This is a genomic window from Ardenticatenales bacterium (genome assembly GCA_020634515.1).
Lineage (GTDB): Bacteria > Chloroflexota > Anaerolineae > Promineifilales > Promineifilaceae > JAGVTM01.
Genome location: JACKBL010000001.1, coordinates 393,849 through 416,242, shown reverse-complemented (window position 1 = coordinate 416,242; position 22,394 = coordinate 393,849). Strand labels below are relative to the sequence as shown.

The following is a 22,394-nucleotide window of genomic DNA, read 5'->3' as shown; positions in this document are numbered from 1 at the left end:
TTGGCCTAAGAATACACCGAACTTTTTTAGAAATTGTGAAGAGGCTGTTTGGAATCCGTTAGATCCCGCATGGCAGGTTATCAAAAACCGGGAGATTGATGGTTTGCTTTGCCCTATTCCGTCCTTAGGACTGACGATGAAATGAAGGTCGGAATGGCATCGTCAGTTTGAAGGAACGGTAAGGAAACAACTTCGTTGTCTTATCTAATTCCGTTCCTCAAGAAGATGCCGGCATCCAAACAGTAAAAACCGTTCCCTCATCCGGCCGGCTGGCGACTTCGATTCGCCCCCCATACGCAGTAACGATGGAATGGGCAATGGACAGCCCCAGACCGCTACCCGCCGTCTCCGGCGACGTTTCTTCATCCCGCGTGCGCGCATCGTCCACGCGATAGAAGCGATCAAACAGGTGTGGCAAATGCGCCGGCAAAATGCCCGGTCCATTATCCGCCACACGCAGCCAGCATTGCGCCCGCCCATTCGCAGACGCCCGCCCCGTCTCCACTACCACCCGCGCCCCTTCTGCGCGGGCGTACTTCATGCCGTTTTCCAGCAAATTGTTGAGCATTTGCGTCAGATAGCCGCGATCCGCCTCCGTAATGGCCTCCGTCAACTCGCCCGTTTGCAAGGCAACCCGCTTCTGCCGCGCCAACGGCGCGAGGCGGTCAATCGCATCCACCGCCAATTCGCTCAGGTCCAGCGGCTCCCGTGGCAGATGCGTCAGCCCCGCATCCATGCGCGCCAGCGTCAGGAGTTGGTCTACCAGGCGACTCATCCACTCATTTTCCGACTGGATAATACGCAGCGCCGCCTCGTATTCTTCCACGGGACGGCGGCGCTCCAAAATGCGGTTGGATTCCAGTTCGATAATGGTCAAAGGCGTGCGCAGTTCGTGGCTGGCGTCAGCCGTAAACTGGCGCTGCCGCTCAAAGGCGGCCTGCAAGCGGTCCAGCATGGCATCAAACGTGTCCGCCAGTTCCCCCAGCTCGTCTACGCGATTGAGGTGCAGCCGTCGGCTCAGATCGTGGTCGCTGATGTCGCGCGCGGTGTGCGTGATGGCCTGGACCGGGCGCATGGCCTGGTCGGCCAGCCAGTAGCCACCGCCAAAAGAGACGAGCAGCGTGACCACGAACACGAGCGCCAACGTGAGCGCCAGACGGGGAAGCTGCCCCCCCGGATCAATGGGGCCGCCCAATATCAGCAGCCCCTGCCCTTGACGCCCGAAGTTGATGGACGTGTTGACCAGGAGATAGCTGTCCGGGGTCTCCCCCGTCTCGTGGTGTTCATCGCCGGGGAAGGTGTAGGGGACGGGTTCTGCCGGCAATCCCGCTTCCTTCCACGTATTGTAGATTTGCCCGATGTCGCTGACCTGAAAATTCTCGCTGCGCTGGATCAGATTACCGGCGGCGTCAATCAAAGCCAGCACGTCTTGTCTTTGCAACAGGGGAAGATCGCTTTGGGAAAGGCGGAACCGAACGCCTTCGTTATGTTCCTCTTCAAAGTCGCGGCGGTAGATGGCGCTATAGTAAGCGGCGATCTGGCTGGATTGGGCTACGAGGCGGTTGGTAGTCTCGGCGCGCAGCACCTGCGCCTGCCGCCAATAAATGAAGAGGCTAAACCCCGCCAGCAGCAGGGCCAGGACCGCCACGAACCACAAAGTGAGGCGAAAGCGAAAGCTGCGCAGCAGTCGGCGCAGGCGCGTGGTGAGGGTGTGGGACACTGGCATGTGTGTCATTCTGACATCTCATCGGGCTGAATGAGGCGGTAGCCGACGCCGCGCACCGTTTCCAGCAGACGCACGGCAAAGGGTTCGTCTATTTTGCGGCGCAGGCGGCGCACATAAACGTCGATGACGTTGGAGCCGGGAACAAAATCGTAGTTCCAGACGTGGGCTTCGATCATGTCGCGGGTGAGAATGCGGTTGGCGTTGTGCATAAGGTATTCAAGCATGGCGAATTCGCGGGTGGTCAGCTCAATGGATTGACCATCGCGCGCCACCTGGCGGGCGGCCGGGTCCAGTTTGAGGTCGCCGACTTGCAAGATGCCGCTTTTTTCGGGCAGGTCGCGCCGCAGCAGGGCGCGCAGGCGGGCACGCAGTTCTTGCAGGGCAAACGGCTTCACCAGGTAATCGTCGGCGCCGCTGTCCAATCCCGTCACGCGGTCTTCCACGGTATCACGAGCGGTGAGCATGAGGATGGGGCTACGCAGGCGCTGTTGGCGCAAGGTGCGACAAACGTCCAGGCCGTTTTTCCGGGGCAGCATGATGTCCAGGATGATCAGGTCGTAGGGCGCGGAGAGGGCAAAAAGCTCACCCTCGGGGCCATCGAAGGCGGAATCAACGGCGTAGCCATCTTCCTCCAGGCTCTGGCGCAGGGATGTATGCAGGCGGCGATTGTCTTCTACTAATAGGATGCGCATCTGTGTACCTCGGTGGGGGCGGCGTGGTTTGGGATAACTGGGCGACACCATGCGGGGCGCGCTCATGCGTCCGCCCGCTGACGACACCTGTTATTGTACTCGCCGTAGATGAAAATTCGATGACACGGAGCAGATTGCCCTCAAGAGAGGAGTTTGGAGGTGTTTCATCTTTCTGTCATTTTGCCTGTTTATACTGGCGATCAATGGTAACTGCTGAGCCAGATTGGACCAATTTTCTCTGGTGACATTGGTCCAATCTCCAGAGAGCGTTAGTGGTTACGATCAATGTCAATCAGCAACTGTCAATCACCAACTGACAACTTTCTTGGAAGGAGATTTTATATGGCTACTGTGAATAATCGGGGGCAGTCGAAGAAGAAGATGCCGGCATTCATCGCCGCCTTCATCATGACCATCTTTGTGGGTATTGCCATCCTCGCCCTCGGCTTCAACGCCCTCTTCAACATCAACACCGTCCCCGTCGTTACCGCCGACCAGGAGCCGGCCGTCACGGCTGTCCAGGAACAGCCCGTCAACGACAACAGCGCGCAGATCGCGCAGTTGCAGCAGACGATCACCCAATACCAGGCGCGAGAGCAGCAGTACCGGCAGGAACTGACGCAAGCCGCCGATGAATTGTCGCAGACGAAAGCGGAGTTGACACAGTATCAGAATCTGGTTGAGGCGTTGCAAAATGCCGGCATCATCCAGATCAGACCAGATGGGCGCGTCATGGTCGGTCGTGGCCGGCTTAGCGACAGTGATGATTGACGGGTTGCCCCCGTGAAAACGGAAATCAAAGTGACATAATCCGTTCTTTCCACCATTCACCACGCGCTCGTCACACTTTATAAGGCATACACCATGAACAAACTAACAAAGATTCTCCTGAGACTGTGGATTTCCCTCATGTCCGTCGCTACGTTCGTCGCCGGTTGGGCCATGCTCTCCCATGCGCAGAAGCCCGCGCCGCTCACGCCAACCGCGCCGGCGCAAACGACAACGAACACGACTATCAACATGCCTGAACTGGCCCCCATTCCGTCCCTGGAAGAACTGGTGGGCAGCAATGAGACAGCCAATCAACCCGTCTTCGTGCAGCCCAGCGTCTCAACCGGATTCCCGCGCATGCGCACGCGGGGTTCCTAAGTAACCGTCCGAAAATAACTTCGAGCTTTTTGCGGACGGTTACTAACAAGCTGTCCGCACATTTCCGCGAATTTAATTGCGGACAGCCACTAATCGGCGTCAGCCGCGACCAGCGTCACACACACTCAGGCTTTGATCATGGAATATGACGAATTCTCAGCCATGAACACGACCGTCGTATCGGCGGCGGAAGGCGCTCAAGCGCATTTGCAGCGCGGTTTTGCCCGGGTGCGCCGCTTCGTGGCCGCGGCGGAACAGCGGTTCTCCCGTTTCCGCCCCACCAGCGAACTTTCCCAACTCAACGAAGCCGCGGGCGGTTGGTTTCCGGTTTCGGCGGATATGATGGCCGTGTTGCAAGAGGCGCGGGCGCTGCATGAGTTGACGGGTGGGTTGTTTGATCCGGCGGTTTTGCCGGCACTCATCAACGCCGGATACGACCGCAACATGGACGAACTACGTTACCTGCACCTCCCCACCATCACCCAGGCCGCCGCCGCGCCCCCGTTCAGCGCCATTTGCCTGGACGTGGACCACTGCGCCGTCTACATGCCTGCCGGCATGGAGATCGACCTCGGCGGCATTGCCAAAGGGTGGATAGCCGCCCGCGCCGCCGACCTGCTTTCCACCTACTGCGACGCCTGCGCCGTCAGCGCCGGTGGCGACATGGCCCTCGTGGGCCTGCCCGCCGGGCAGCCCCACTGGCTCGTCTCCCTGGAAGACCCGCGTGACCCGGAGCGCGTCTTGTCCGTGCTGCGCGTGGGGCCGGGCGGGCTGGCAACCTCCTCCGTGACGCGGCGGAGCTGGCCGCAAGGCGACGCGCTGCGCCACCACATCATTGACCCGCGTGACGGCCAATCCGCGCGCACAAGCTGGTTGAGCGTCACCGTTTTTAGCGAAAAAACAACCAGTGCCGAAGCTCTGGCCAAGGCGCTGTTAATTGCCGGCCCTCACGTTGGGCCGGCGCTGGCCGGCCGTGTTCCCGGACTGCGCTTCGTGGCCGTGCAGCCAGATGGCGCGATCTGGGGCACGCCCGCCAGCAAGGAGATGTTACATGTCCCCACTCCAAGCGAACTCATCCCGTTCCGTTAAGAAAAAGGACCCGCCGTATGGTTGGATTGCCCTGACCCTGATCGCTCTGTTCGTAGCGGGCGCCGGGCTGGTTTTGGCCTCGCCGCAAGGCGCAGCCGCGCGCAGCGCGTTAAACTGGCTATTATTGCTGGATACGCAAAATTCGGCCTGGTTTGTCACCCGTTCTGCCGGCATTCTCTCCTACCTCCTCGTCTGGTTATCCACCGCCTGGGGCCTGGCAATCCCCACCAAACTCATCGACCGCATCCTGCACCGCGGCGACACCTTTGAATTCCACCAATTCATTTCCCTGCTCTCATTCGGCTTCCTCGCCCTACACATCTTCATCCTCGCCGCCGACCAATATCTACCCTATTCCCTGGCGCAGATGTTCATCCCCTTCCTCTCCCCCTATCGTCCCCTATGGGTCGGCGTGGGCATCATCGCCTTCTACCTGCTCCTGCTGGTCACCGTCACCTTCTACATGCGACAGCGCATCGGCATGAAAGCGTTTCGCGCCATCCACTACTCCAGCCTGCTGGCCTACCTGGGCGCGACGGCGCATGGCCTGATGGCCGGCACGGATTCCTCCCTGCCCATGACGCTGCTCATGTACGGCGGCACCTTCCTCGTCATCGTCTTCCTCACCACCTACTGGCTGGTCATGGTGTGGCAGGGCAAACGCGCCAGTGTCCAAAAAGCAAGCGCCACCGCCTGACGCACGACCCGGCGGCGCGGCGGCGGTCCCGCAAACAGCCCCCGCGCTCCATCCCCATCGCGCGCCCCCCAAGCCGCGCAACAAAAAAACGCCCGGAGGTGATAAACCTCCGGGCGTTTCCTTTTTCCCGGACGTAAACTCATAACCGCCCCCCGCATCATCTTTGGCGCGAACGTTAGGGTTCGCCCAAAATCAAATTTGGACTAGCCATCAAGCAAGAACCCCTCCAGCGCATCCGTCAATTCCCGAGCGAAGCCTTTATCAACGGATGCGCCCTTAGGGTTCGCCCAAAATCAACTTCACACTTCTTCCGGATGACTACTGCCAAGCTATCACAGATAGCCGCTGTCCGTGATAGCCGCTATCCGTGATAGCCACTATCCGTGATAGCCGCTATCCGTGATAGCCACTGTCCGCACATTTCCGCTAATTCAATTGCGGACAGCCACTTAGCTCGACTTTGTACAAAACTCGAAATCGGAAATATTTCCAGAAAGCCTTGTAACCAGAGCGAGCGGTGAGACCACAGTTAATCGTGGTCGGTTAACACCATCGATTTATCAGTTCTAGCAACGCTTTAGAAGGCCGCCCACGTTGCTTGGGTGGTGTCCAACGCGGTGGTGGCACACGATACATTAACAATTCATCGACTGTCCAGATGTGGTCTGTCAATCCCGCTGCGATAGCTGGCGTGCGCGGCACCCAACGATACCCCCTTTCGCCCACAGACAGACGACAACGCAAAGAGCGATGGGGGTCGCAAAGGTTGTACAAACACCCTGTGACATACATACCCACCGTTAAGGTCGCCGTTTGTTGCGCCAGATGCCGCGTGCGCCGGCCCAACCAGCTTAGGCGAGAGCGGAAGGTGGCATTGAGCCGCTCAATGAAAGCGGTATTGATAACACCCACTCCATTTTGCGTCGTGGCAATCAGCTTCTCTACCTGTTGCGGGTCACCCTGAGCCACTCGTCGTTCAACCTCCAGTCCAGATGGCAGACGCCGTTTGATGACTTGCACGATAGCCACTTCGGACCAGGCGTGCCATTGACAACGACCTGGCTGCCCCCAGCGGGGCAACTTGCTGCGGAAACTGCGGCCAAAGGCTTTGACGTAGCCGGGCAAGCCATCCACCGCCAACAACAACGGACGACACAAGGCCATTTGGCGCACCTTGTCCGTCAGGCTTTGCAGCAAGCGCTTATCCCGTCGCGGGCTGATGACGCCACCTAACCAGAGTCGGGTGGATACCATCATCGCCAACGCCATCCACACCGAACCGCCTTGTACCTTGACTTTGATTTCATCCGCTTGCACTTGTTGCAAGTCCAGTGGCTGGCTGGCAATGACCGCTTCATGGACATGTGCGCAATGCACACCCGCTCGTTGCCACCAATTCTTGACCGTGCGCTCATCAAACCCAAAGGCTTTGACGATGGCCTGGACGGGACAGCCATACGCCAGCAAGACGATGACCCACATCACTATTTGCGGGTCGGTGCGCAAGCGATAGAACAATGTCCCTTTGCTGACGGCAAATGTTGTGTTGCAGACATGACAATGACATCGCTTTTCTTTTTGGCTATGGACGGTGATATTGCCTTCACCCCGTTGTCCTCTAGCCGGACAGTCGATATTAGGGCAAAATAGTTGTTCTGGATTCATCATGTCTCCTACTGATTTCGGTTCTGCAAAACTTACCAGTATGCATGATGAATCCTTTTTTGCCAAATTGGCCGTTTTTGACGGTCAACCACGATTTACTGTGGTGCTACCCCGTGCGCTTCTCCCCCTTTTTCTGGTATCATTTCCCTACCAGTAATTAGGGGATGAAACCGTGAGCTTACCAGACCTGCGCGACCTGCTTGCCCGACATTTCAACCAGGAGGAGCTACGCCAGCTTTGCTTCGACCTGGGCATTGAATATGAAGACCTGCGCGGCGACACGCGCCACGCCAAAGCCCAGGCGCTGGTTGCTTATTGCCACCGCACCGACGACCTGCCCCACTTAATCACCCGTTGCCGCGCTTTGCGTCCCGCGGTCAACTGGCCGGCTCCCCCGCCCGCCGCGGACCAGGCCGGGCAACTCGCCTTGCAGGCGGAGGCGCAGGCCCTCTATGACCGCGCCAGTGGGTGGTTGTCTCCCCAGGTGCGGCTGCCCACCCGCCGCGATGCCCTCTTCTCCGAAGCGTTTTATCCGGCCCATGAATGGGTGTTGGACCAGATAGACTTTGCCGGCGCTGCCGCCGTTTTTTTGCCCCGCTGCTGGCGAAAGCTACAGGAACTGGCCCCGGATGGCTACCTCCACGTGCTGCTGCTGCGCCAATTGCGGCAGCAGGTAGGCGGCAATCAACAACAGCAACTGGACGACCTCATCGCCGCCTGGCAGCAACACTGCCGCGCCGGGGTCGCCGCGCAGGCGGAAACACCCCCTTCCCTCCCCCCACGCCGGCCAACGCCCGTTTCCCCCACGTCCGCGCCGGCCCTCTTTCTCAGCTTTGCGCAGAGCGATGCGCCCCTGGCCGCCCGTCTGCGGACGGAACTGGCCGCTTACGGCTACGCCTGCCACCTGCCGCCGCTAACTCATCGCGGCGGGGGTGACTGGTTGGCGGCGACTGCCGCCGGCCTGGGCAGCGCCTATGCCGTCCTCCTGCTCATTGGCGCGGACAGCGCCGCAGACCGCTGGCAGCGCATTGAGTACCTGGGCGCGGCTGACCGCCAGAAGCCCATCATCCCCATGCGCCTGCAGCCGGATGCCGCCGTCCCCACCTACGTGCGCGAAGCGGCGCTGGATGCGCTCACGGCGGATGACGCGGGTCTGGCAACCCTCCTGCGACGATTGCCGCCGCAGCCGCCGGCCTCGTCGCGCGCCTGGGCCGGTCAAAACGATGCCCTGCGCCCACGCCTGGCGGAACTGCTCTACATGGACCGGCTGAAGCTGGCGGAGCTACAGCACGTGGCCCAATACACGCGCCTCAGCGGGGAAGCGGAGATCCGGCGCCACGCCAGCGGCCGCGTGCGGTTGCAGCCCGTCGTCGCCCGCACGGAGTTCGTCCATGCCCCGTGGCGGGAGGACTCGGAACAGATTGTGCGGCGATTCACCTTCACCGATGCGGTGGCCCAGTTGCAAACCATTCGCCGCGCCGTGCTGCTGGGCGACCCGGGTTCGGGGAAGACGACGACGCTGTACCGGCTGGCGGCGGACCTGATTGAGGCCGCCTGGCTAGACCGCGCCGCGCCCGTGCCCCTGATGGTGCGGCTGGGGCTGTGGACGGAAGGGGCGGAGCCGTTCTCCGATTTCCTGCGCCGCGGCGCCGTGGAACTGGGCGACCACCTGGGAACCTTGTTGGTGCAGGGCCGCGTCGCCCTGCTGCTGGACGGCCTGAACGAGATCCCCTCCGATCAGCAGGCAGGCAAATACAGGCAGGTGCGCGACTTCCTGGCCGGGCATGCCCATCTGCTGGCCTGGGTGAGCTGCCGGGAGCAGGATTATCCGCCCGACCGCGACCTGGGGTTGGACCGGGTGACGGTGGCCCCGCTGGACGCGGTGCGGGTGCGCGAATTTGTGGGCAACTACCTGGACGCCCTGCCGGACTATGGCCCCACGGCCAGCGCCGACCTGTTCTGGCAGTTGGCCGGTGCGGCGGCGCATGAAACCTACACGCGCTTTACGCAGGACGTGCGGCACACGCTGCCTGATGAAGCGGAACGGTTCGCTGCCTTCTGGCTGGCGGCGCAGTTACCGCCCGGTGTTACCTGGGGATACGGATCGTTAGAAGGGTACGAGAGCAAATATTGGGAAGACTGGCTACAGCAGCGCGCCCATCCCGCCAGCCTGCTGCTGCTGGCCACCAACCCATACATGCTCTTCATGCTGCTGGACGTGTACCAGGCGTACCGCCGCTTGCCGGATAACCGCGGCCAGCTCTTTGACCAGTTTGTGCAGACGCTGCTGGTGCGCGAGCGGCTGCTGGCGCGGGATAAAAACAGCGGCGCTGTGATCTTCTTACTAGAAGGAACAGCGCTGCTGGCGGCCCTCACGGGACTCGCCTTTGCCCTGCAAACGCAGCGCACGGGGCAGAAGGGGGCCGCGGCGGCTTTGACCGCCCTGCCGCTGGCGGAAGCCACCGCCTACCTCACGGAACAGCATCGCTACCAGGCGGCCAGCGCCAATCTGCTGCTTATTGGCGCGGACGTGCGTTTTGCGCACCAACTGCTGCAGGAGTATTTCGCGGCGCGGGGGATGCGCGAGCGCATCTGGGGGGCGGCAGCGCCGGCGTCGCCGCCTGTCGCCGGCGCGCAGTCGCTGCGCGCCGTGGACATCTGGCCGCCGCGGGAGTGGTGGCAGCCGACCAACTGGGAGGAAGCGACTATCTTGCTGGCCGGCCTCTACAGCGATGACTGCACGCGCGTCCTGGAGTGGGTGGCGGAGGCCAATCCGGAGGTGGCCGCGCGCTGCGTGGTGGAGAGCGGCGCGCACACGCCGGAGGAAACAAAGCGGCGTCTGCGCGATCGCTGGCTGCCGCGCCTGGCCGATGCGCAGCGCGACCCGGACGCCCGCGCCCGCGCCGCCGTCGGGCGCGCCCTGGGGCGCATCACCCTGCGCGATGGCGCGCCCCTGGACAACCGGCCCGGCGTAGGGATCGTAGTGCGCAATGGGCTGAAGCTGCCGCATATCGTCTGGGGAGGGGAAGTGCCGACTGGAACGTATACTATTGGCGGGGACAAGGATGCCTATGGAGGCGAAGCCAGGAAAAAGGTGCGCATTGAGCACCCGTATCGGCTGGCCCGCTACCCTGTCACCTACGCCCAGTTTCAATGCTTTGTGGCGGCGGCTGATTTTAACGACGCGCGTTGGTGGGCAGGGATGCCCGCCGCGGAAGAGGCTTACGGCACCGTTTACCCACTTCGTGAGTTGAGTGAGCAGACGTTCCCCTTTGACAACCACCCCCGCGAAAGCGTCAGTTGGTACCAGGCCATTGCTTTTTGCCGCTGGCTGAGCCATCACCTGGGGGAAGAAATAGACCTGCCGCATGAGTATGAGTGGGAAGTGGCGGCCCGCTATCCGGATGGGCGTTTTTATCCCTGGGGCAACACCTTTGACCCGGCCAAAGCAAATACTTGGGAAGGAGCGCGTTTGGAGCAAACGTCGGCGGTGGGACTGTACCCGGATGGGACGAATCCGACCCTGGGCCTGTATGATTTGAGCGGCAATGTGTGGGAGTGGTGTCGCAATAAATATAAAGACCCGGTGGATGCGGCAGTGGATGTGAGCGGTGCGCCCCGTACCTTGCGTGGCGGGTCGTGGTACGACGCCCGTGTCAGCGCGCGCGCGGCGGCCCGTAACAACGACCATCCAGTCGCCCGTTACAGCGATGTGGGTCTGCGGGTGGTGGTGGTGCGTCGTCCGTGCGCCCGTAATGGGCTCTTATCACAGTGAGGCAGAAACCTCACTTCCTGCGGAAATGGAAGTTGCACAGCGTCTAACCTGGCGTTGAAAGACAAAGGGGACAACAGCATGACGTAAAAAAGGGAGACAGATGTTCGTCAGTAACAGATGGGTTCCCTCAAGTGCAATCTCGACAAGGTGAAAGCTGGATTGCCTGAAGCCTAAGGTTAAGCGGCATAACCCACCAACGGGTAGGCAAGCTGGAGCTACCTACTCTCTCCTGGATAGGTGCGAAGGGGACGAGCGTGCTTATATCCGCCCAGGAGACGCAACCCAAGTATCTGGGCTAACGACCTGAAAGGGCCACCTAAATCGAGAGCATCTGGATAAGAGACTAAACGGGGATTGCCCTAGTGTGAGCGCCAGGGAACTGGCTATGGCAGCAGAGCCTGAAAATCAGACGGGCAACGGAGTCGGCGTAGTAGTCGGCAGGGAGAACGACCTGCCTACGGAGCGCGGGAAAGCCGCGTACAGGGCGAAGGCCGACAGGGAAACCAATTGCGAGGATATGAGAGGAGCACAAAGTGCAAGACCCAAACATATTGCTGGCAATACTTAGCAAAATGGCGCAAAAGCCAGAAGTAAAGTTTGACAAGCTGTTCCAGAAGCTCTACAACCCAGAGCTATGGCTAATGGCGTATGAGCAGATAGCGTCTCGTCCGGGCAACATGACAAAAGGCGTAGATGGGAAAACGATTGATGGCACGGGAATGGAACGGATAACGAGGATGATAGCATCGCTGAAAACGTCCCGGTACAAACCCCAACCCGTCCGTCGCCGCTACATCCCGAAAAGCAAAGGACGACGCGCCATAGGGATACCCAGTGCGGAAGATAAGCATCTGCAAACCGTCGTCAAACTCATCTTGGAAGCCATATATGAACCCCTCTTCACGGAAACATCACATGGATACAGGCCAGGAAGAAGCTGTCACACAGCATTGGAACAGGTCAAGAAAATGGATGGGGTCAGGTGGTGGATAGAGGGCGACGTAAGGGGATTCTTTGACAACATGCACCATGGAACCATGATACGCATATTAGCCAAACGCATCACCGACAAACGATTTCTCCATCTGATTGCCCAATTCCTGAAAGCAGGATATGTGGAAAACTGGCAATACAACGAAACCTACTCTGGTGTGCCACAAGGGGAAATCTCAGTCCCATTCTGTCCAACATCTATCTCCATGAACTGGACCAGGCAATGGCGGCCAAGATGAAAGCCTTCCACAAGGGCAAACGACGGCAACGACCCAAAGCATACGAACGCATCGAAAGCCAGAAGGTCAGAGCCAAGAAAGAAGCCCAGCGGAGTGGCGATTGGCAAAGGTACAAAACGCTGACACGGCAACAACTGCAAATGCCGGCCAGTGACAATTTCGACCCTGACTTCCGCCGACTGTATTACGTCAGATACGCAGATGACATCCAGATAGGAATCATCGGCAGCAAGGCCGAGGCAAGAAAATCAAGGCTTGGTTAAAAGAGTATCTGGCGACAGAATTGCAGTTGACGTTATCGGAGGAAAAAACACGTATTACCAACGCCAAGAAGCGCGTCAGGTTTCTGGGATATGATATTAAACGATGGCGAGGACAGAAGAAAGTCAGATACCAGATGCAGGGCAAACAAGTCACAAGGCGAACAACAACATACAAGTTAGTGCTACTCATGCCACGGGACAAGTGTGAAGCGTTTGCCAAACGATATGGAATGCCACAAAACTGGCGCGGACGGGGACGGCTAGAGCTACAAAACCTGAGCGAGCTGGAAATCCTGCAAATCTACAACGCAGAGATACGCGGCTTTACAAACTATTACGCATTGGCAACCAATCTAACCCAAGTAGGGGCACAACCTGCTGCGCATGACCACCATGAGCTTTCTGCATACGATTGCCAGGAAAAGAAGGCAACGGATACAACCAGTGGCAAAAAGCTTGCGCAAAGGAAAAAACAAGTATGCGGTGGAACTAGAAAGAGCGGATGGTACACGCAAGGTGTATGAGTTGGTCAGTTCAACCAAGGCAACTCCAACGGGAGAAAATCACGTATGGACCAATGGACACACAACCCAACACTTGGCAGTACCGAGGCCGCAGTGAACTGGGGCAACGCCTACGTGCAAAACAATGCGAATGGTGTGGAACGCAAGAAGGAAAAATGGAAGTACATCACGTACGGAAGTTGAAAGACCTGAAAGGGAAAACAGAGTGGGAAAAAGCGGATGATAGCCCGGAAACGGAAGACAATGGTGCTATGTAAACAATGCCATGTCGCCTTGCATGCGGGGAGACTCCGTCCCGCCAAAAAGCTAAGGAATCCTGGAGAGCCGGACACTTGGAAACTTGTAAGTCCGGTTCGGGGGGGAGGGCAGTGAAACCTGATATGTTGCCATATTAAGGCGCAGGGCCCTTACCCCACCCCATCTCATGACCACTGACCACTGTCCGGCCTGCGAGCGGTAGCGGAGCAGGCGGCGCCTGCGGCGCGGCCGCGCCCACGTAGGGCGGGTTGCCAACCCGCCAGCCGTCAACACGCAACGGCCCATTATTCTCGGAGAGTGACTATACAGGTCATCTGTCCAGATTGGACCAATTTGCTCTGGTTAAATCCTGTTAATGTCTACGAAATTGGTCCAATCTCTCGGAGGAGAAACGATATGAACAACGATACCCACCTGCACCTCCTGCCGGCGGACCGCGACCGCCTCATCCGCCTGTTTATCGCCCGCCCCGAATTCCGCACCGAGGCGCGCCGGGACGCTTTCCTGGACGACATGCTCGCCGGTTCGCCGCGCAAACAGGACATCCAGGGGCAAATCAGCCTGGAGGGGCCGCCGCGCCAGTTCGCCAGCCATCTACTCACCATTTTGACCCAGTTTGGACAGGACGAGCCGGGGCAGGAGGTCTTGGGGCTGCTGCTCAATCACCTGCTCACCTACGTTGGCGACGGCCCGGATGCCGATTTCTTGCGCGCCCTTTTTGCCCGTTATCCGCTGAAGACCAACCCCATCTCCACCCGCGGCCTGCCGCAGCCGGAGTGGCGCGGCCAGGAAACGCCCCCTTTCGTGCAGGAGCTTATCATCGGCGAAAACACCCTGCGCGATGTGTGCCTGTTGGAACTGGCCCTGGACGCTTCCCAGGCCGTGGTGCGCATTGATACCACGGCCAGCCTCGGCTCCGGTTTTCTGGCCGGCCCCAACCTGATCATGACCAATCACCACGTCATCGCCAGCCAGGCGGCGGCGCTGCTGAGCGCCTTCCAGTTCAACTATCAGTTGGACAGACAACGTCAGCCAACGCCTATCCAGGTGGCCCGCGCCCGTCCAGGCGGCCTTTTCTACACCCATCCCGGCCTGGATGTGACCGTGGTCGAAGTGGTGGACGTCCCTGCCGGTGTCACGCCGCTCACCCTGGCGCGCCTGCGCGCCCTCAAAGAGGAGCGGGTGAACATCATCCAGCACCCCGGCGGCCATTACAAGAAAATTTCTATGCAAAACAACTTCGTCGTTTTCGCGGATGCGCGCGCGATTCAATACCTGACCAGCACGGAACCCGGTTCTTCCGGTGCGCCCGTCTGCAACAATGAATTCGTCGTCATCGGTCTTCATCGCGGCGGCTATGCGCCAAAACCGGACGGCGATCAGGCGTATCTGCGCAACGGGGGCAGCAGCATGATCGCCATCCTGGATGACCTGCAGGCCCACGCCCCGGATATTTACCAACGCCTGCGTCGCCAATGAGCGCCGCCGATTCCCCAGAATACAAAAATCTTCGTAACTACTAACGCTCTCTGGAGATTGGACCAATTTCACGCGCTCAACGGCCATTTTCACCAGATAAAATTGACTCTACTGAAAAAAGGCCCAAAACCGGGTTTTTACACATGAACCACTCTGGTAATTTCCGCCGGACAATCGAAAAACCCGGTTTTTTCAGTGAATTCTGCATGAGCGACCAGCGGTCCAACCCGGCCAGCTTGCCCGCGCGATACCATGAGAGAAACCCATGCCCGATCTCGATCCTGAGCTGCACGAAGAAATTGTCTGGTTGTTGACGCCGCGGCGGGAGTTTCGCTTGCCGGATGGCCGCATTGCCCTCCTGGACCCCCTGCTGGGCGATTGGCCCGGTCGCCACCAACTGAACTGGCAGGCAAATCCCTACGAATTCTTCCACGCGCTGGTGCGCGCCGTCCCTGGCACGCAGTTGCAGCGGGTGCTGCAATCTCTGGGCGGCGGCGTCCAGGAAGAGCCGGTGGTGGCCCGCCTGTGTGCCGGCATTGACGCGGCCCAGAACATGGAGCCGACAGAGATGGCGGCCCCCTTTGCCCCCTATTTTGCGGCCATCAAAAAGGAACTTTCCGGCGACCGGTATCAACTGGACAGCCGCTTCGTGCAGTTAACGCTGTTGGTGGACCAGGGCGCGGATGCGCAGGGACTGCGCTTCATCACCGACAGCCAGCGCGGCAAATATAACAGTCTGAAGCGGCTGTTGGCGGAAGTGGACGAGCGGGCGTTAGTGCTGCTCGGCGGGCCGGGCAGCGGCAAGACGACGCTGCTGCGCCGCTCGCAGTTGGAGGTTGCCTGGGACGGCCTGGCGGGTGAGGCGAAACAGATTCCCTTCTTTGTGCCCCTCAACAGCTACCGCGCCGCCCGCCTGGCGGACCCGCCGCCAGACCCGGCGGCCTGGCTGGCGCAGCAGTGGCAGCAGCAGCAGCCAGGGCTGACCGACTTCGCCGCGCTGCTGCGGGCGGGGCGTTTACTCTTGCTGCTGGACGGCCTGAACGAAATCCCCCACCGCAGCCGTGAGGATTATGGGGAGCGGGTGGCTTTATGGCAGGCGTTCGTGCAAAATGCGCCGCGCGGCAACACGATTCTCTTTAGCTGCCGCAGCCTGGATTACAGCGTCCCCCTGGACAGCGAAAGGGCGCCCGTGCGCCAGGTGCAGGTGGAGCCGCTGACGCCCGCGCAAATGGAGCAGTTCCTCACTCTCTACCTGGGGGAAGCGGGCGCAGACGTGTGGGGGGCGCTGCGCCAGGACAGCCAGCAGTTGGCCCTCTTTGCCACCCCCTTCTTCTTGCGCCTGTTGGTGGACCAGAAGCTGGCCACGGGCGAACTGCTCACCAGCCGCGTGGCCCTGCTGACCGGCTTCGTGCGCCGGGCGTTGTTGCGTGAGGTGAACAAGCCGGGGAACCGGTTGTTCGAGCCAGGCGTTTTGCTGACCGACAGTGCCCGGCAGCAGGTCATTCAAAACCGGTGGGCGACGCCAGCCGCGCTGCCACAGCAAGGGGCGCTCATCCCCAAACTGGAAGAGCTGGCCTTTGCCATGCAGGATGGTCGCACGGCCGGGGAGGCGGGCCAGGTGCGCGTGCCTGAAGAGACGGTGCGCGCGCTGCTGGACCATCCGCTGGCTGATGAAATCGTGGCCGCGGGTATCCAACTCAACGTGTTGGACAAGGACCTGGTCCGTCTGGAGATAACCTACCTGCACCAACTACAGCAGGAGTATTTTGCGGCGCGGGTGTTGGCGCGGCAGCCGCAGCCGGCGCTGGTGCAAACGGCGTGGCGGGCGGACGAGATGCAGCCGGCGCTGGCCGACTGGCTGGCCGCCGCCGACGTGAGTACCCCCCTGCCCCCGGCACCAACCACGGGCTGGGAGGAGACGTTTGTGCTGGCGGCGGGGATGACGCCCCTTCCGGCGCAGTTCGTGCGCGACCTGATGGCGGTGAACCTGCCCCTGGCGGCGCGCTGCGCGGCCAGCGCGGAAGCGGCGGCCCCCGCGGACCTGGTGGCGCAATTGCAGACGGCCCTGCTGGCGCGGGTTGGCGACCCACAGGCGGATTTGCGGGCGCGCATCGCCGCGGCGGAGGCGCTGGGCGAATCGGGCGACCCCCGTTTTGCGCGCCGCGCCGGCCCCTACGGCGACTGCCTGCTGCCGCCGCTGGCCGCTGTTTCCGGCGGGGTCTACGTCATTGGGGATGACGCCAGTGCGTTCGTGGACGAAAGACCGGCCCATCCCGTGACGGTAGGGGCGTTTGAGATGGGGGTGTTCCCGGTGACCAACGCGGAATATCGCCTGTTTATGGAGGCCGGCGGGTACGCAGACGAGCGGTGGTGGGTGACAGCCGGGGCAAAGATGTGGTTGCGGGGGGAATCCGGTAATGCCGGCCAGAAGGCACAGTATCAGGATCTCGTTCGCGCAATACAGGACATATCTGATGAGGCGATCCAGGGACTGCCAAACTTCACGCCGGATCAAATCGAACAGCTTTTATGGCTGAAACATGCCTCAAGGTCTGAGTGGGAAGCGCGGGTGGATGAATGGTACCCTCCAGGCAAAGTGTATCGTCAACCGGCGTACTGGGAAGACAGCCGCTTCAATCACCCGGCGCAGCCCGTGGTGGGCGTGACCTGGTATGAGGCGCGGGCTTACTGCGCCTGGCTGTCAGCGCAGCTTGGCTGGGAGGTGAGGCTACCCACGGAGGCGGAGTGGGAAGCGGCGGCGCGGGGCCAGGCCAGGCGTGAATACGCGTTTGGGGATGCGTATGACAGCGCCCGCTGCAACACTTTTGAGACGCATATCCGTCGCACGACGCCTGTTGGTGTTTTCCCGCGCGGACAGACGCCAGAGGGGATTGCTGACTTGAGCGGCAACGTATACGAATGGACGACGACCATTTGGGGAAACCGGCTGGATCGTCCTGATTTTGCTTATCCTTATGTCCCTGATGATGGGCGCGAGGACGTTCACGACCCTACTGCCCGGCGCGTGTTGCGTGGCGGGTCGTGGCCAACGACCGTGACGTCGCGCGCGCGGCGTACCGTGACGACAACCATCCAGTCAGCCGTAACGACAATGTGGGTCTGCGGGTGGTGGTGGTGCGTCGTCCGTGCGCCCGTAATGGGCTCTTATCACAGTGAGGCAGAAGCCTCACTTCCTGCGGAAATGGAAGTTGCACAGCGTCTAACCTGGCGTTGAAAGACAAAGGGGACAACAGCATGACGTAAAAAAGGGGAGACAGATGTTCGTCAGTAACAGATGGGTTCCCTCAAGTGCAATCTCGACAAGGTGAAAGCTGGATTGCCTGAAGCCTAAGGTTAAGCGGCATAACCCACCAACGGGTAGGCAAGCTGGAGCTACCTACTCTCTCCTGGATAGGTGCGAAGGGGACGAGCGTGCTTATATCCGCCCAGGAGACGCAACCCAAGTATCTGGGCTAACGACCTGAAAGGGCCACCTAAATCGAGAGCATCTGGATAAGAGACTAAACGGGGATTGCCCTGAGTCTGAGCGCCAGGGAACTGGCTATGGCAGCAGAGCCTGAAAATCAGACGGGCAACGGAGTCGGCGTAGTAGTCGGCAGGGAGAACGACCTGCCTGCGGAGCGCGGGAAAGCCGCGTACAGGGCGAAGGCCGACAGGGAAACCAATTGCGAGGATATGAGAGGAGCACAAAGTGCAAGACCCAAACATATTGCTGGCAATACTTAGCAAAATGGCGCAAAAGCCAGAAGTAAAGTTTGACAAGCTGTACCAGAAGCTCTACAACCCAGAGCTATGGCTAATGGCGTATGAGCAGATAGCACCTCGTCCGGGCAACATGACAAAAGGCGTAGATGGGAAAACGATTGATGGCACGGGAATGGAACGGATAACGAGGATGATAGCATCGCTGCAAGCGTCCCGGTACAAACCCCAACCCGTCCGTCGCCGCTACATCCCGAAAAGCAAAGGACGACGCGCCATAGGGATACCCAGTGCGGAAGATAAGCATCTGCAAACCGTCGTAAAACTCATCTTGGAAGCCATATATGAACCCCTCTTCACGGAAACATCACATGGATACAGACCAGGAAGAAGCTGTCACACAGCGTTGGAACAGGTCAAGAAAATGGATGGGGTCAGGTGGTGGATAGAGGGCGACGTAAGGGGATTCTTTGACAACATGCACCATGGAACCATGATACGCATATTAGCCAAACGCATCAGTGACAAACGATTTCTCCATCTGATTGCACAATTTCTGAAAGCAGGATATGTGGAAAACTGGCAATACAACGAAACCTACTCCGGTGTGCCACAAGGGGGAAATCTCAGTCCCATTCTGTCCAATATCTATCTCCATGAACTGGATCAGGCAATGGCGGCCAAGATGAAAGCCTTCTACAAGGGCAAGCGACGGCAACGACCCAAAGCATACGAACGCATCGAAAGCCAGAAGGTCAGAGCCAAGAAAGAAGCCCAGCGGAGTGGCGATTGGCAAAGGTACAAAACGCTGACACGGCAACAACTGCAAATGCCGGCCAGTGACAATTTCGACCCTGACTTCCGCCGACTGTATTACGTCAGATACGCAGATGACATCCAGATAGGAATCATCGGCAGCAAGGCCGAGGCAAGAGAAATCAAGGCTTGGTTAAAAGAGTATCTGGCGACAGAATTGCAGTTGACGTTATCGGAGGAAAAACACGTATCACCAACGCCAAGAAGCGCGTCAGGTTTCTGGGATATGATATTAAACGATGGCGAGGACAGAAGAAAGTCAGATACCAGATGCAGGGCAAACCAGTGACCCGGCGAACGACAACATACAAGTTAGTGCTACTCATGCCACGTGACAAGTGTGAAGCGTTCGCCAAGCGATACGGAATGCCACAAAACTGGCGCGGTCGGGGACGACTAGAACTACAAAACCTGAGCGAGCTGGAAATTCTGCAAATCTACAATGCAGAGATACGCGGCTTTACAAACTATTACGCATTGGCAACCAATCTAACCCAAGTAGGGCACAACCTGCTGCGCATGACCACCATGAGCTTTCTGCATACGATTGCCAGGAAAAGAAGGCAACGAATACAACCAGTAGCACAAAGCTTGCGCAAAGGAAAAAAACAAGTATGCGGTGGAACGGGAAAGAGCGGACGGTACACGCAAGGTGTATGAGTTGGTCAGTTCAACAAGGCAACTCAAACGAGAGAAAGTCACGTATGGACCAATGGACACACAACCCAACACTTGGCAGTACCGAGGCCGCAGCGAACTGGGACAACGCCTACGTGCAAAACAATGTGAATGGTGTGGGACGCAAGAAGGAAAAATGGAAGTACATCACGTACGGAAGTTGAAAGACCTGAAAGGGAAAACAGAGTGGGAAAAGCGGATGATAGCCCGGAAACGGAAGACAATGGTGCTATGTAAACAATGCCATATCGCCTTGCACGCGGGGAGACTCCGTCCCGCCAAAGAGCTAAGGGAATCCTGGAGAGCCGGACACTTGGAAACTTGTAAGTCCGGTTCGGGGAGGGCAGTGAAACCTGATATGTTGCCATATTAAGGCGCACGGCCCTTACCCCACCCCATCTCATGACCACTGACCACTGTCCGGCCTGCGAGCGGTAGCGGAGCAGGCCGCCGCGCGCAGCGCGGCCGCGGCAAAACCGGACTCTCCTCCCTTGAGTGGGTGCGTGTTGGACCAGGGGACCGGGCGTCTGCTCCTCCACAAGCCGGCGCTTCCAGTCAATGCCTGCCGGCGAACGCGTTTGCTAACAAACGAACGTGTTTGCTAACACGCGCTTGCAGGACGCGGTCTGAGAGGATATGAGATGGCGCAGGCTTGTCCCGTCTGCACACGGCCTGTCGTGTGACGGGAGGCGGTATTGGAGCGCTGCCGGTGTCAGGCACATACAAAAAATGGGGCGTGGCCTGGATTCGCTCCCGCCACGCTCGCTCCGTCTGTAACGGTGTCAGGCGCTGCTGAGGCGCCTGGCGCCGCTACGATTCTGCCTTGATCCAACCGCCCAGCAGCCGCCCTATCTCAGCCACCATCCGGCTGACGTGCTCGTACTGCCCCAGCGACAGCCAGCCCCAGTTGTGAACCAGGCGCAAGTAGAGACGCACTTTCCGCAAGTGGCCGTCCGCCTCCCGCAAATGGCGCAGCCGGATCTTGTCCTCATACGCTTGCGCCAGCAGCAGCGACTCCTGAAAGTCCAGGGCAGCCGTCATCAGCCGTTGCGTCACCGTGCTGCGGTACAGTTTAGGGAAGCGTTCGCTCTTCGGCAGCAGCCAATGAAGCAAATCATAGGTGCGGGTGAGAATGATCATTTCCTCGGACATATTGTTTCCTCAAATAACGACATGGGAGAATCTGCTCCTGGCATACGACAAAGCGGCGCGGGGAAAACGGGGCAGGGCGTCTGCCGCCACCTTCGAATCTGGCCTGGCGGACCGTCTGCTGGCGCTGCAAGACGACCTGCGGCAGGGCAGCTACCAACCTGGCCCCTACCAGAATTTTACCATTCAGGAACCAAAACGGCGGCTGATCAGCGCTGCCCCCTTTCGCGACCGCGTGGTGCACCACGCCCTATGCAACCTGATTGAACCGCTGTTCGAAGCTCGATTCCATCCGCGCAGCTATGCCAACCGGAAAGGCAAAGGCACGCATCGGGCCATAGATCAGTTGCAGGCATATGCGCGGCAATATCGTTACGTGCTGCGCCTGGACATCGTGCGGCATTTTCCGTCGCTGGACCACGCGATACTGAAGCAAGAGCTGTTTCGCATCCTGGCTGACACGCAGGTGCAGTGGCTGATCACGGTCATTCTGCACAGCGGCGAGAGGGTGCTGGCAAATGAATACGACAGGGTGTACTTCCCTGGCGATTCTCTGCTGGCGGCGCTGCGGCCAAGAGGATTACCGATAGGCAATCTCACCAGCCAATTCTGGAGCAACTGCTACCTGAACCCGCTGGACTGGTTTGTGAACCGCGACCTGGGATGCCGCGCGCACCTGCGTTATGTGGACGATGTGGCCCTGTTTAGCGATAGCAAACGGGAACTGGGACGGTGGCGGGAGCGAATCATCCATTTTCTCGCTGGGCTGCGATTGACGCTGCATGAGAACAGCGCCCAGCCGATGCCCGTCGCCCATGGCATCCCCTGGCTGGGCTTCGTTGTTTATCCGACCCATCGGCGGCTGAAGCGGCGCAATGTGGTGCAGTTTCGGCAGCGGCTGGCGCACAACATAACGCTCTATCGGCAAGGGGCTATTACTTTTGCGGAATTAGACGCCAGCGTAAGAGGGTGGATTAACCATGTGCGCTATGGTGATACGTGGGGCTTGCGGAGACACCTGTTTCATGCGTACACAGTGCCAACGCCAGTGAAACTGGCAGGATAGAAGGCTGGGGCAGTTGCTCGCGCATATAGCTGTCCAGAGGCCTCTGCTTGAAAGGGGAAAAAGATTATGGATCCGCAGTCGCTGAATAGGTAAAGCTATGGGGAAAATCGCCCCCTTTCTGTGGTTGATCCATCAAGGCATTTTTCTGAATCAGCCATCATAGAATCTCTCATTGACGCTTACGGTGACGATTGGCAGGACATTTTTATGCTTGGAAGGCCAACCGTGAATGGTGGGACATGTTATCTGTTGCCCGGGCTGGCTTTCGTGCCCCCCTTGCGGCATCACAAGAGGCGTGGTAGGGTGCGCGGAACTTTTGTTGATAACCCATAAGCCCATTGCCTCTCACAGAAATACGGGGAACACAAGTTGTTTCCGCCCGAGTCGAGGGCGGGGCGCGAAGCGCCCTGGCG

At 59.4% G+C, this 22,394-nt stretch carries 17 protein-coding genes; 13 read left to right on the top strand and 4 right to left on the bottom strand.

Annotated features, from left to right (window positions below; genetic code table 11):
• Positions 1-217: 217 nt before the first annotated feature.
• Positions 218-1,735: a HAMP domain-containing protein gene (locus H6650_01565; GenBank protein ID MCB8950680.1), complete on the bottom strand. Its 1,518-nt coding sequence runs from the start codon at positions 1,733-1,735 to the stop codon at positions 218-220.
• Positions 1,732-2,418, bottom strand: a complete 687-nt coding sequence (locus H6650_01560) for a response regulator transcription factor (GenBank protein MCB8950679.1) — start codon at positions 2,416-2,418, stop codon at positions 1,732-1,734. Before H6650_01560 ends, H6650_01565 begins: the two co-directional genes overlap by 4 nt.
• A 342-nt stretch (positions 2,419-2,760) precedes the next feature.
• On the opposite strand from H6650_01560, the gene H6650_01555 reads away from it, so the two are divergent.
• The 4 genes from H6650_01555 to H6650_01540 all read left to right on the top strand — a co-directional run bounded on the left by H6650_01555 (position 2,761) and on the right by H6650_01540 (position 5,353).
• Positions 2,761-3,189 carry a hypothetical protein gene (locus tag H6650_01555; protein MCB8950678.1) on the top strand — a complete coding sequence of 143 codons (429 nt, stop codon included), beginning with the start codon at positions 2,761-2,763 and terminating at the stop codon, positions 3,187-3,189.
• A gap of 93 nt (positions 3,190-3,282) precedes the next feature.
• Positions 3,283-3,567 (top strand): hypothetical protein, encoded by a 285-nt coding sequence (locus H6650_01550; GenBank protein MCB8950677.1) that lies wholly within the window; start codon positions 3,283-3,285, stop codon positions 3,565-3,567.
• 162 nt (positions 3,568-3,729) lie between these two features.
• Entirely contained in the window at positions 3,730-4,656 is a 927-nt protein-coding gene (locus H6650_01545; protein ID MCB8950676.1) for an FAD:protein FMN transferase, read from the top strand.
• A complete protein-coding gene (locus H6650_01540; protein MCB8950675.1) occupies positions 4,619-5,353 on the top strand; it encodes a ferric reductase-like transmembrane domain-containing protein in 735 nt (244 codons plus the stop codon). Before H6650_01545 ends, H6650_01540 begins: the two co-directional genes overlap by 38 nt.
• A gap of 543 nt (positions 5,354-5,896) precedes the next feature.
• Here the strand turns inward: H6650_01540 and H6650_01535 are convergent.
• Positions 5,897-7,021, bottom strand: a complete 1,125-nt coding sequence (locus H6650_01535; GenBank protein MCB8950674.1) for a hypothetical protein — start codon at positions 7,019-7,021, stop codon at positions 5,897-5,899.
• Between the two features lie 169 nt (positions 7,022-7,190).
• On the opposite strand from H6650_01535, the gene H6650_01530 reads away from it, so the two are divergent.
• The 8 genes from H6650_01530 (at position 7,191) to H6650_01495 (ending at position 19,748) form a co-directional block, all read left to right on the top strand.
• Positions 7,191-10,793, top strand: a complete 3,603-nt coding sequence (locus tag H6650_01530; GenBank protein MCB8950673.1) for an SUMF1/EgtB/PvdO family nonheme iron enzyme — start codon at positions 7,191-7,193, stop codon at positions 10,791-10,793.
• A 533-nt stretch (positions 10,794-11,326) separates the two neighbouring features.
• Complete coding sequence (locus H6650_01525) at positions 11,327-12,025, top strand: hypothetical protein (GenBank protein ID MCB8950672.1); 699 nt, start codon at positions 11,327-11,329, stop codon at positions 12,023-12,025.
• Positions 12,010-12,288, top strand: a complete 279-nt coding sequence (locus H6650_01520) for a hypothetical protein (GenBank protein ID MCB8950671.1) — start codon at positions 12,010-12,012, stop codon at positions 12,286-12,288. Before H6650_01525 ends, H6650_01520 begins: the two co-directional genes overlap by 16 nt.
• A 20-nt stretch (positions 12,289-12,308) precedes the next feature.
• Complete coding sequence (locus H6650_01515) at positions 12,309-12,812, top strand: hypothetical protein (GenBank protein ID MCB8950670.1); 504 nt, start codon at positions 12,309-12,311, stop codon at positions 12,810-12,812.
• A gap of 654 nt (positions 12,813-13,466) precedes the next feature.
• Complete coding sequence (locus tag H6650_01510) at positions 13,467-14,549, top strand: trypsin-like peptidase domain-containing protein (protein MCB8950669.1); 1,083 nt, start codon at positions 13,467-13,469, stop codon at positions 14,547-14,549.
• Between the two features lie 265 nt (positions 14,550-14,814).
• Positions 14,815-17,784: an SUMF1/EgtB/PvdO family nonheme iron enzyme gene (locus tag H6650_01505; GenBank protein MCB8950668.1), complete on the top strand. Its 2,970-nt coding sequence runs from the start codon at positions 14,815-14,817 to the stop codon at positions 17,782-17,784.
• A gap of 477 nt (positions 17,785-18,261) precedes the next feature.
• On the top strand, positions 18,262-19,377 hold the full coding sequence (locus H6650_01500; protein MCB8950667.1) for a group II intron reverse transcriptase domain-containing protein: 1,116 nt from the start codon (positions 18,262-18,264) through the stop codon (positions 19,375-19,377).
• A gap of 35 nt (positions 19,378-19,412) precedes the next feature.
• Entirely contained in the window at positions 19,413-19,748 is a 336-nt protein-coding gene (locus H6650_01495; GenBank protein ID MCB8950666.1) for a hypothetical protein, read from the top strand.
• 828 nt (positions 19,749-20,576) lie between these two features.
• Here H6650_01495 and avd read toward each other — a convergent pair.
• Positions 20,577-20,918: a diversity-generating retroelement protein Avd gene (avd, locus tag H6650_01490; protein ID MCB8950665.1), complete on the bottom strand. Its 342-nt coding sequence runs from the start codon at positions 20,916-20,918 to the stop codon at positions 20,577-20,579.
• Between avd and H6650_01485 the strand changes: the two genes are divergently transcribed.
• Positions 20,899-21,981, top strand: coding sequence for an RNA-dependent DNA polymerase (locus H6650_01485; GenBank protein ID MCB8950664.1), 1,083 nt, complete (start codon positions 20,899-20,901; stop codon positions 21,979-21,981). The genes avd and H6650_01485 overlap by 20 nt on opposite strands.
• The last annotated feature ends 413 nt before the right edge of the window (positions 21,982-22,394 follow it).

Excerpts from the sequence above, each read along its gene's own strand:
- H6650_01520 (MCB8950671.1), top strand. The coding sequence starts at position 12,010 with ATGGCGGCCAAGATGAAAGCCTTCCACAAGGGCAAACGACGGCAACGA.
- H6650_01485 (MCB8950664.1), top strand. The coding sequence starts at position 20,899 with ATGATCATTTCCTCGGACATATTGTTTCCTCAAATAACGACATGGGAG.
- H6650_01510 (MCB8950669.1), top strand. The coding sequence starts at position 13,467 with ATGAACAACGATACCCACCTGCACCTCCTGCCGGCGGACCGCGACCGC.
- H6650_01555 (MCB8950678.1), top strand. The coding sequence starts at position 2,761 with ATGGCTACTGTGAATAATCGGGGGCAGTCGAAGAAGAAGATGCCGGCA.
- H6650_01495 (MCB8950666.1), top strand. The coding sequence starts at position 19,413 with ATGCCACGTGACAAGTGTGAAGCGTTCGCCAAGCGATACGGAATGCCA.
- H6650_01565 (MCB8950680.1), bottom strand. The coding sequence starts at position 1,735 with ATGACACACATGCCAGTGTCCCACACCCTCACCACGCGCCTGCGCCGA.
- H6650_01505 (MCB8950668.1), top strand. The coding sequence starts at position 14,815 with ATGCCCGATCTCGATCCTGAGCTGCACGAAGAAATTGTCTGGTTGTTG.
- H6650_01535 (MCB8950674.1), bottom strand. The coding sequence starts at position 7,021 with ATGATGAATCCAGAACAACTATTTTGCCCTAATATCGACTGTCCGGCT.
- H6650_01560 (MCB8950679.1), bottom strand. The coding sequence starts at position 2,418 with ATGCGCATCCTATTAGTAGAAGACAATCGCCGCCTGCATACATCCCTG.
- H6650_01550 (MCB8950677.1), top strand. The coding sequence starts at position 3,283 with ATGAACAAACTAACAAAGATTCTCCTGAGACTGTGGATTTCCCTCATG.
- H6650_01540 (MCB8950675.1), top strand. The coding sequence starts at position 4,619 with ATGTCCCCACTCCAAGCGAACTCATCCCGTTCCGTTAAGAAAAAGGAC.
- avd (MCB8950665.1), bottom strand. The coding sequence starts at position 20,918 with ATGTCCGAGGAAATGATCATTCTCACCCGCACCTATGATTTGCTTCAT.
- H6650_01545 (MCB8950676.1), top strand. The coding sequence starts at position 3,730 with ATGAACACGACCGTCGTATCGGCGGCGGAAGGCGCTCAAGCGCATTTG.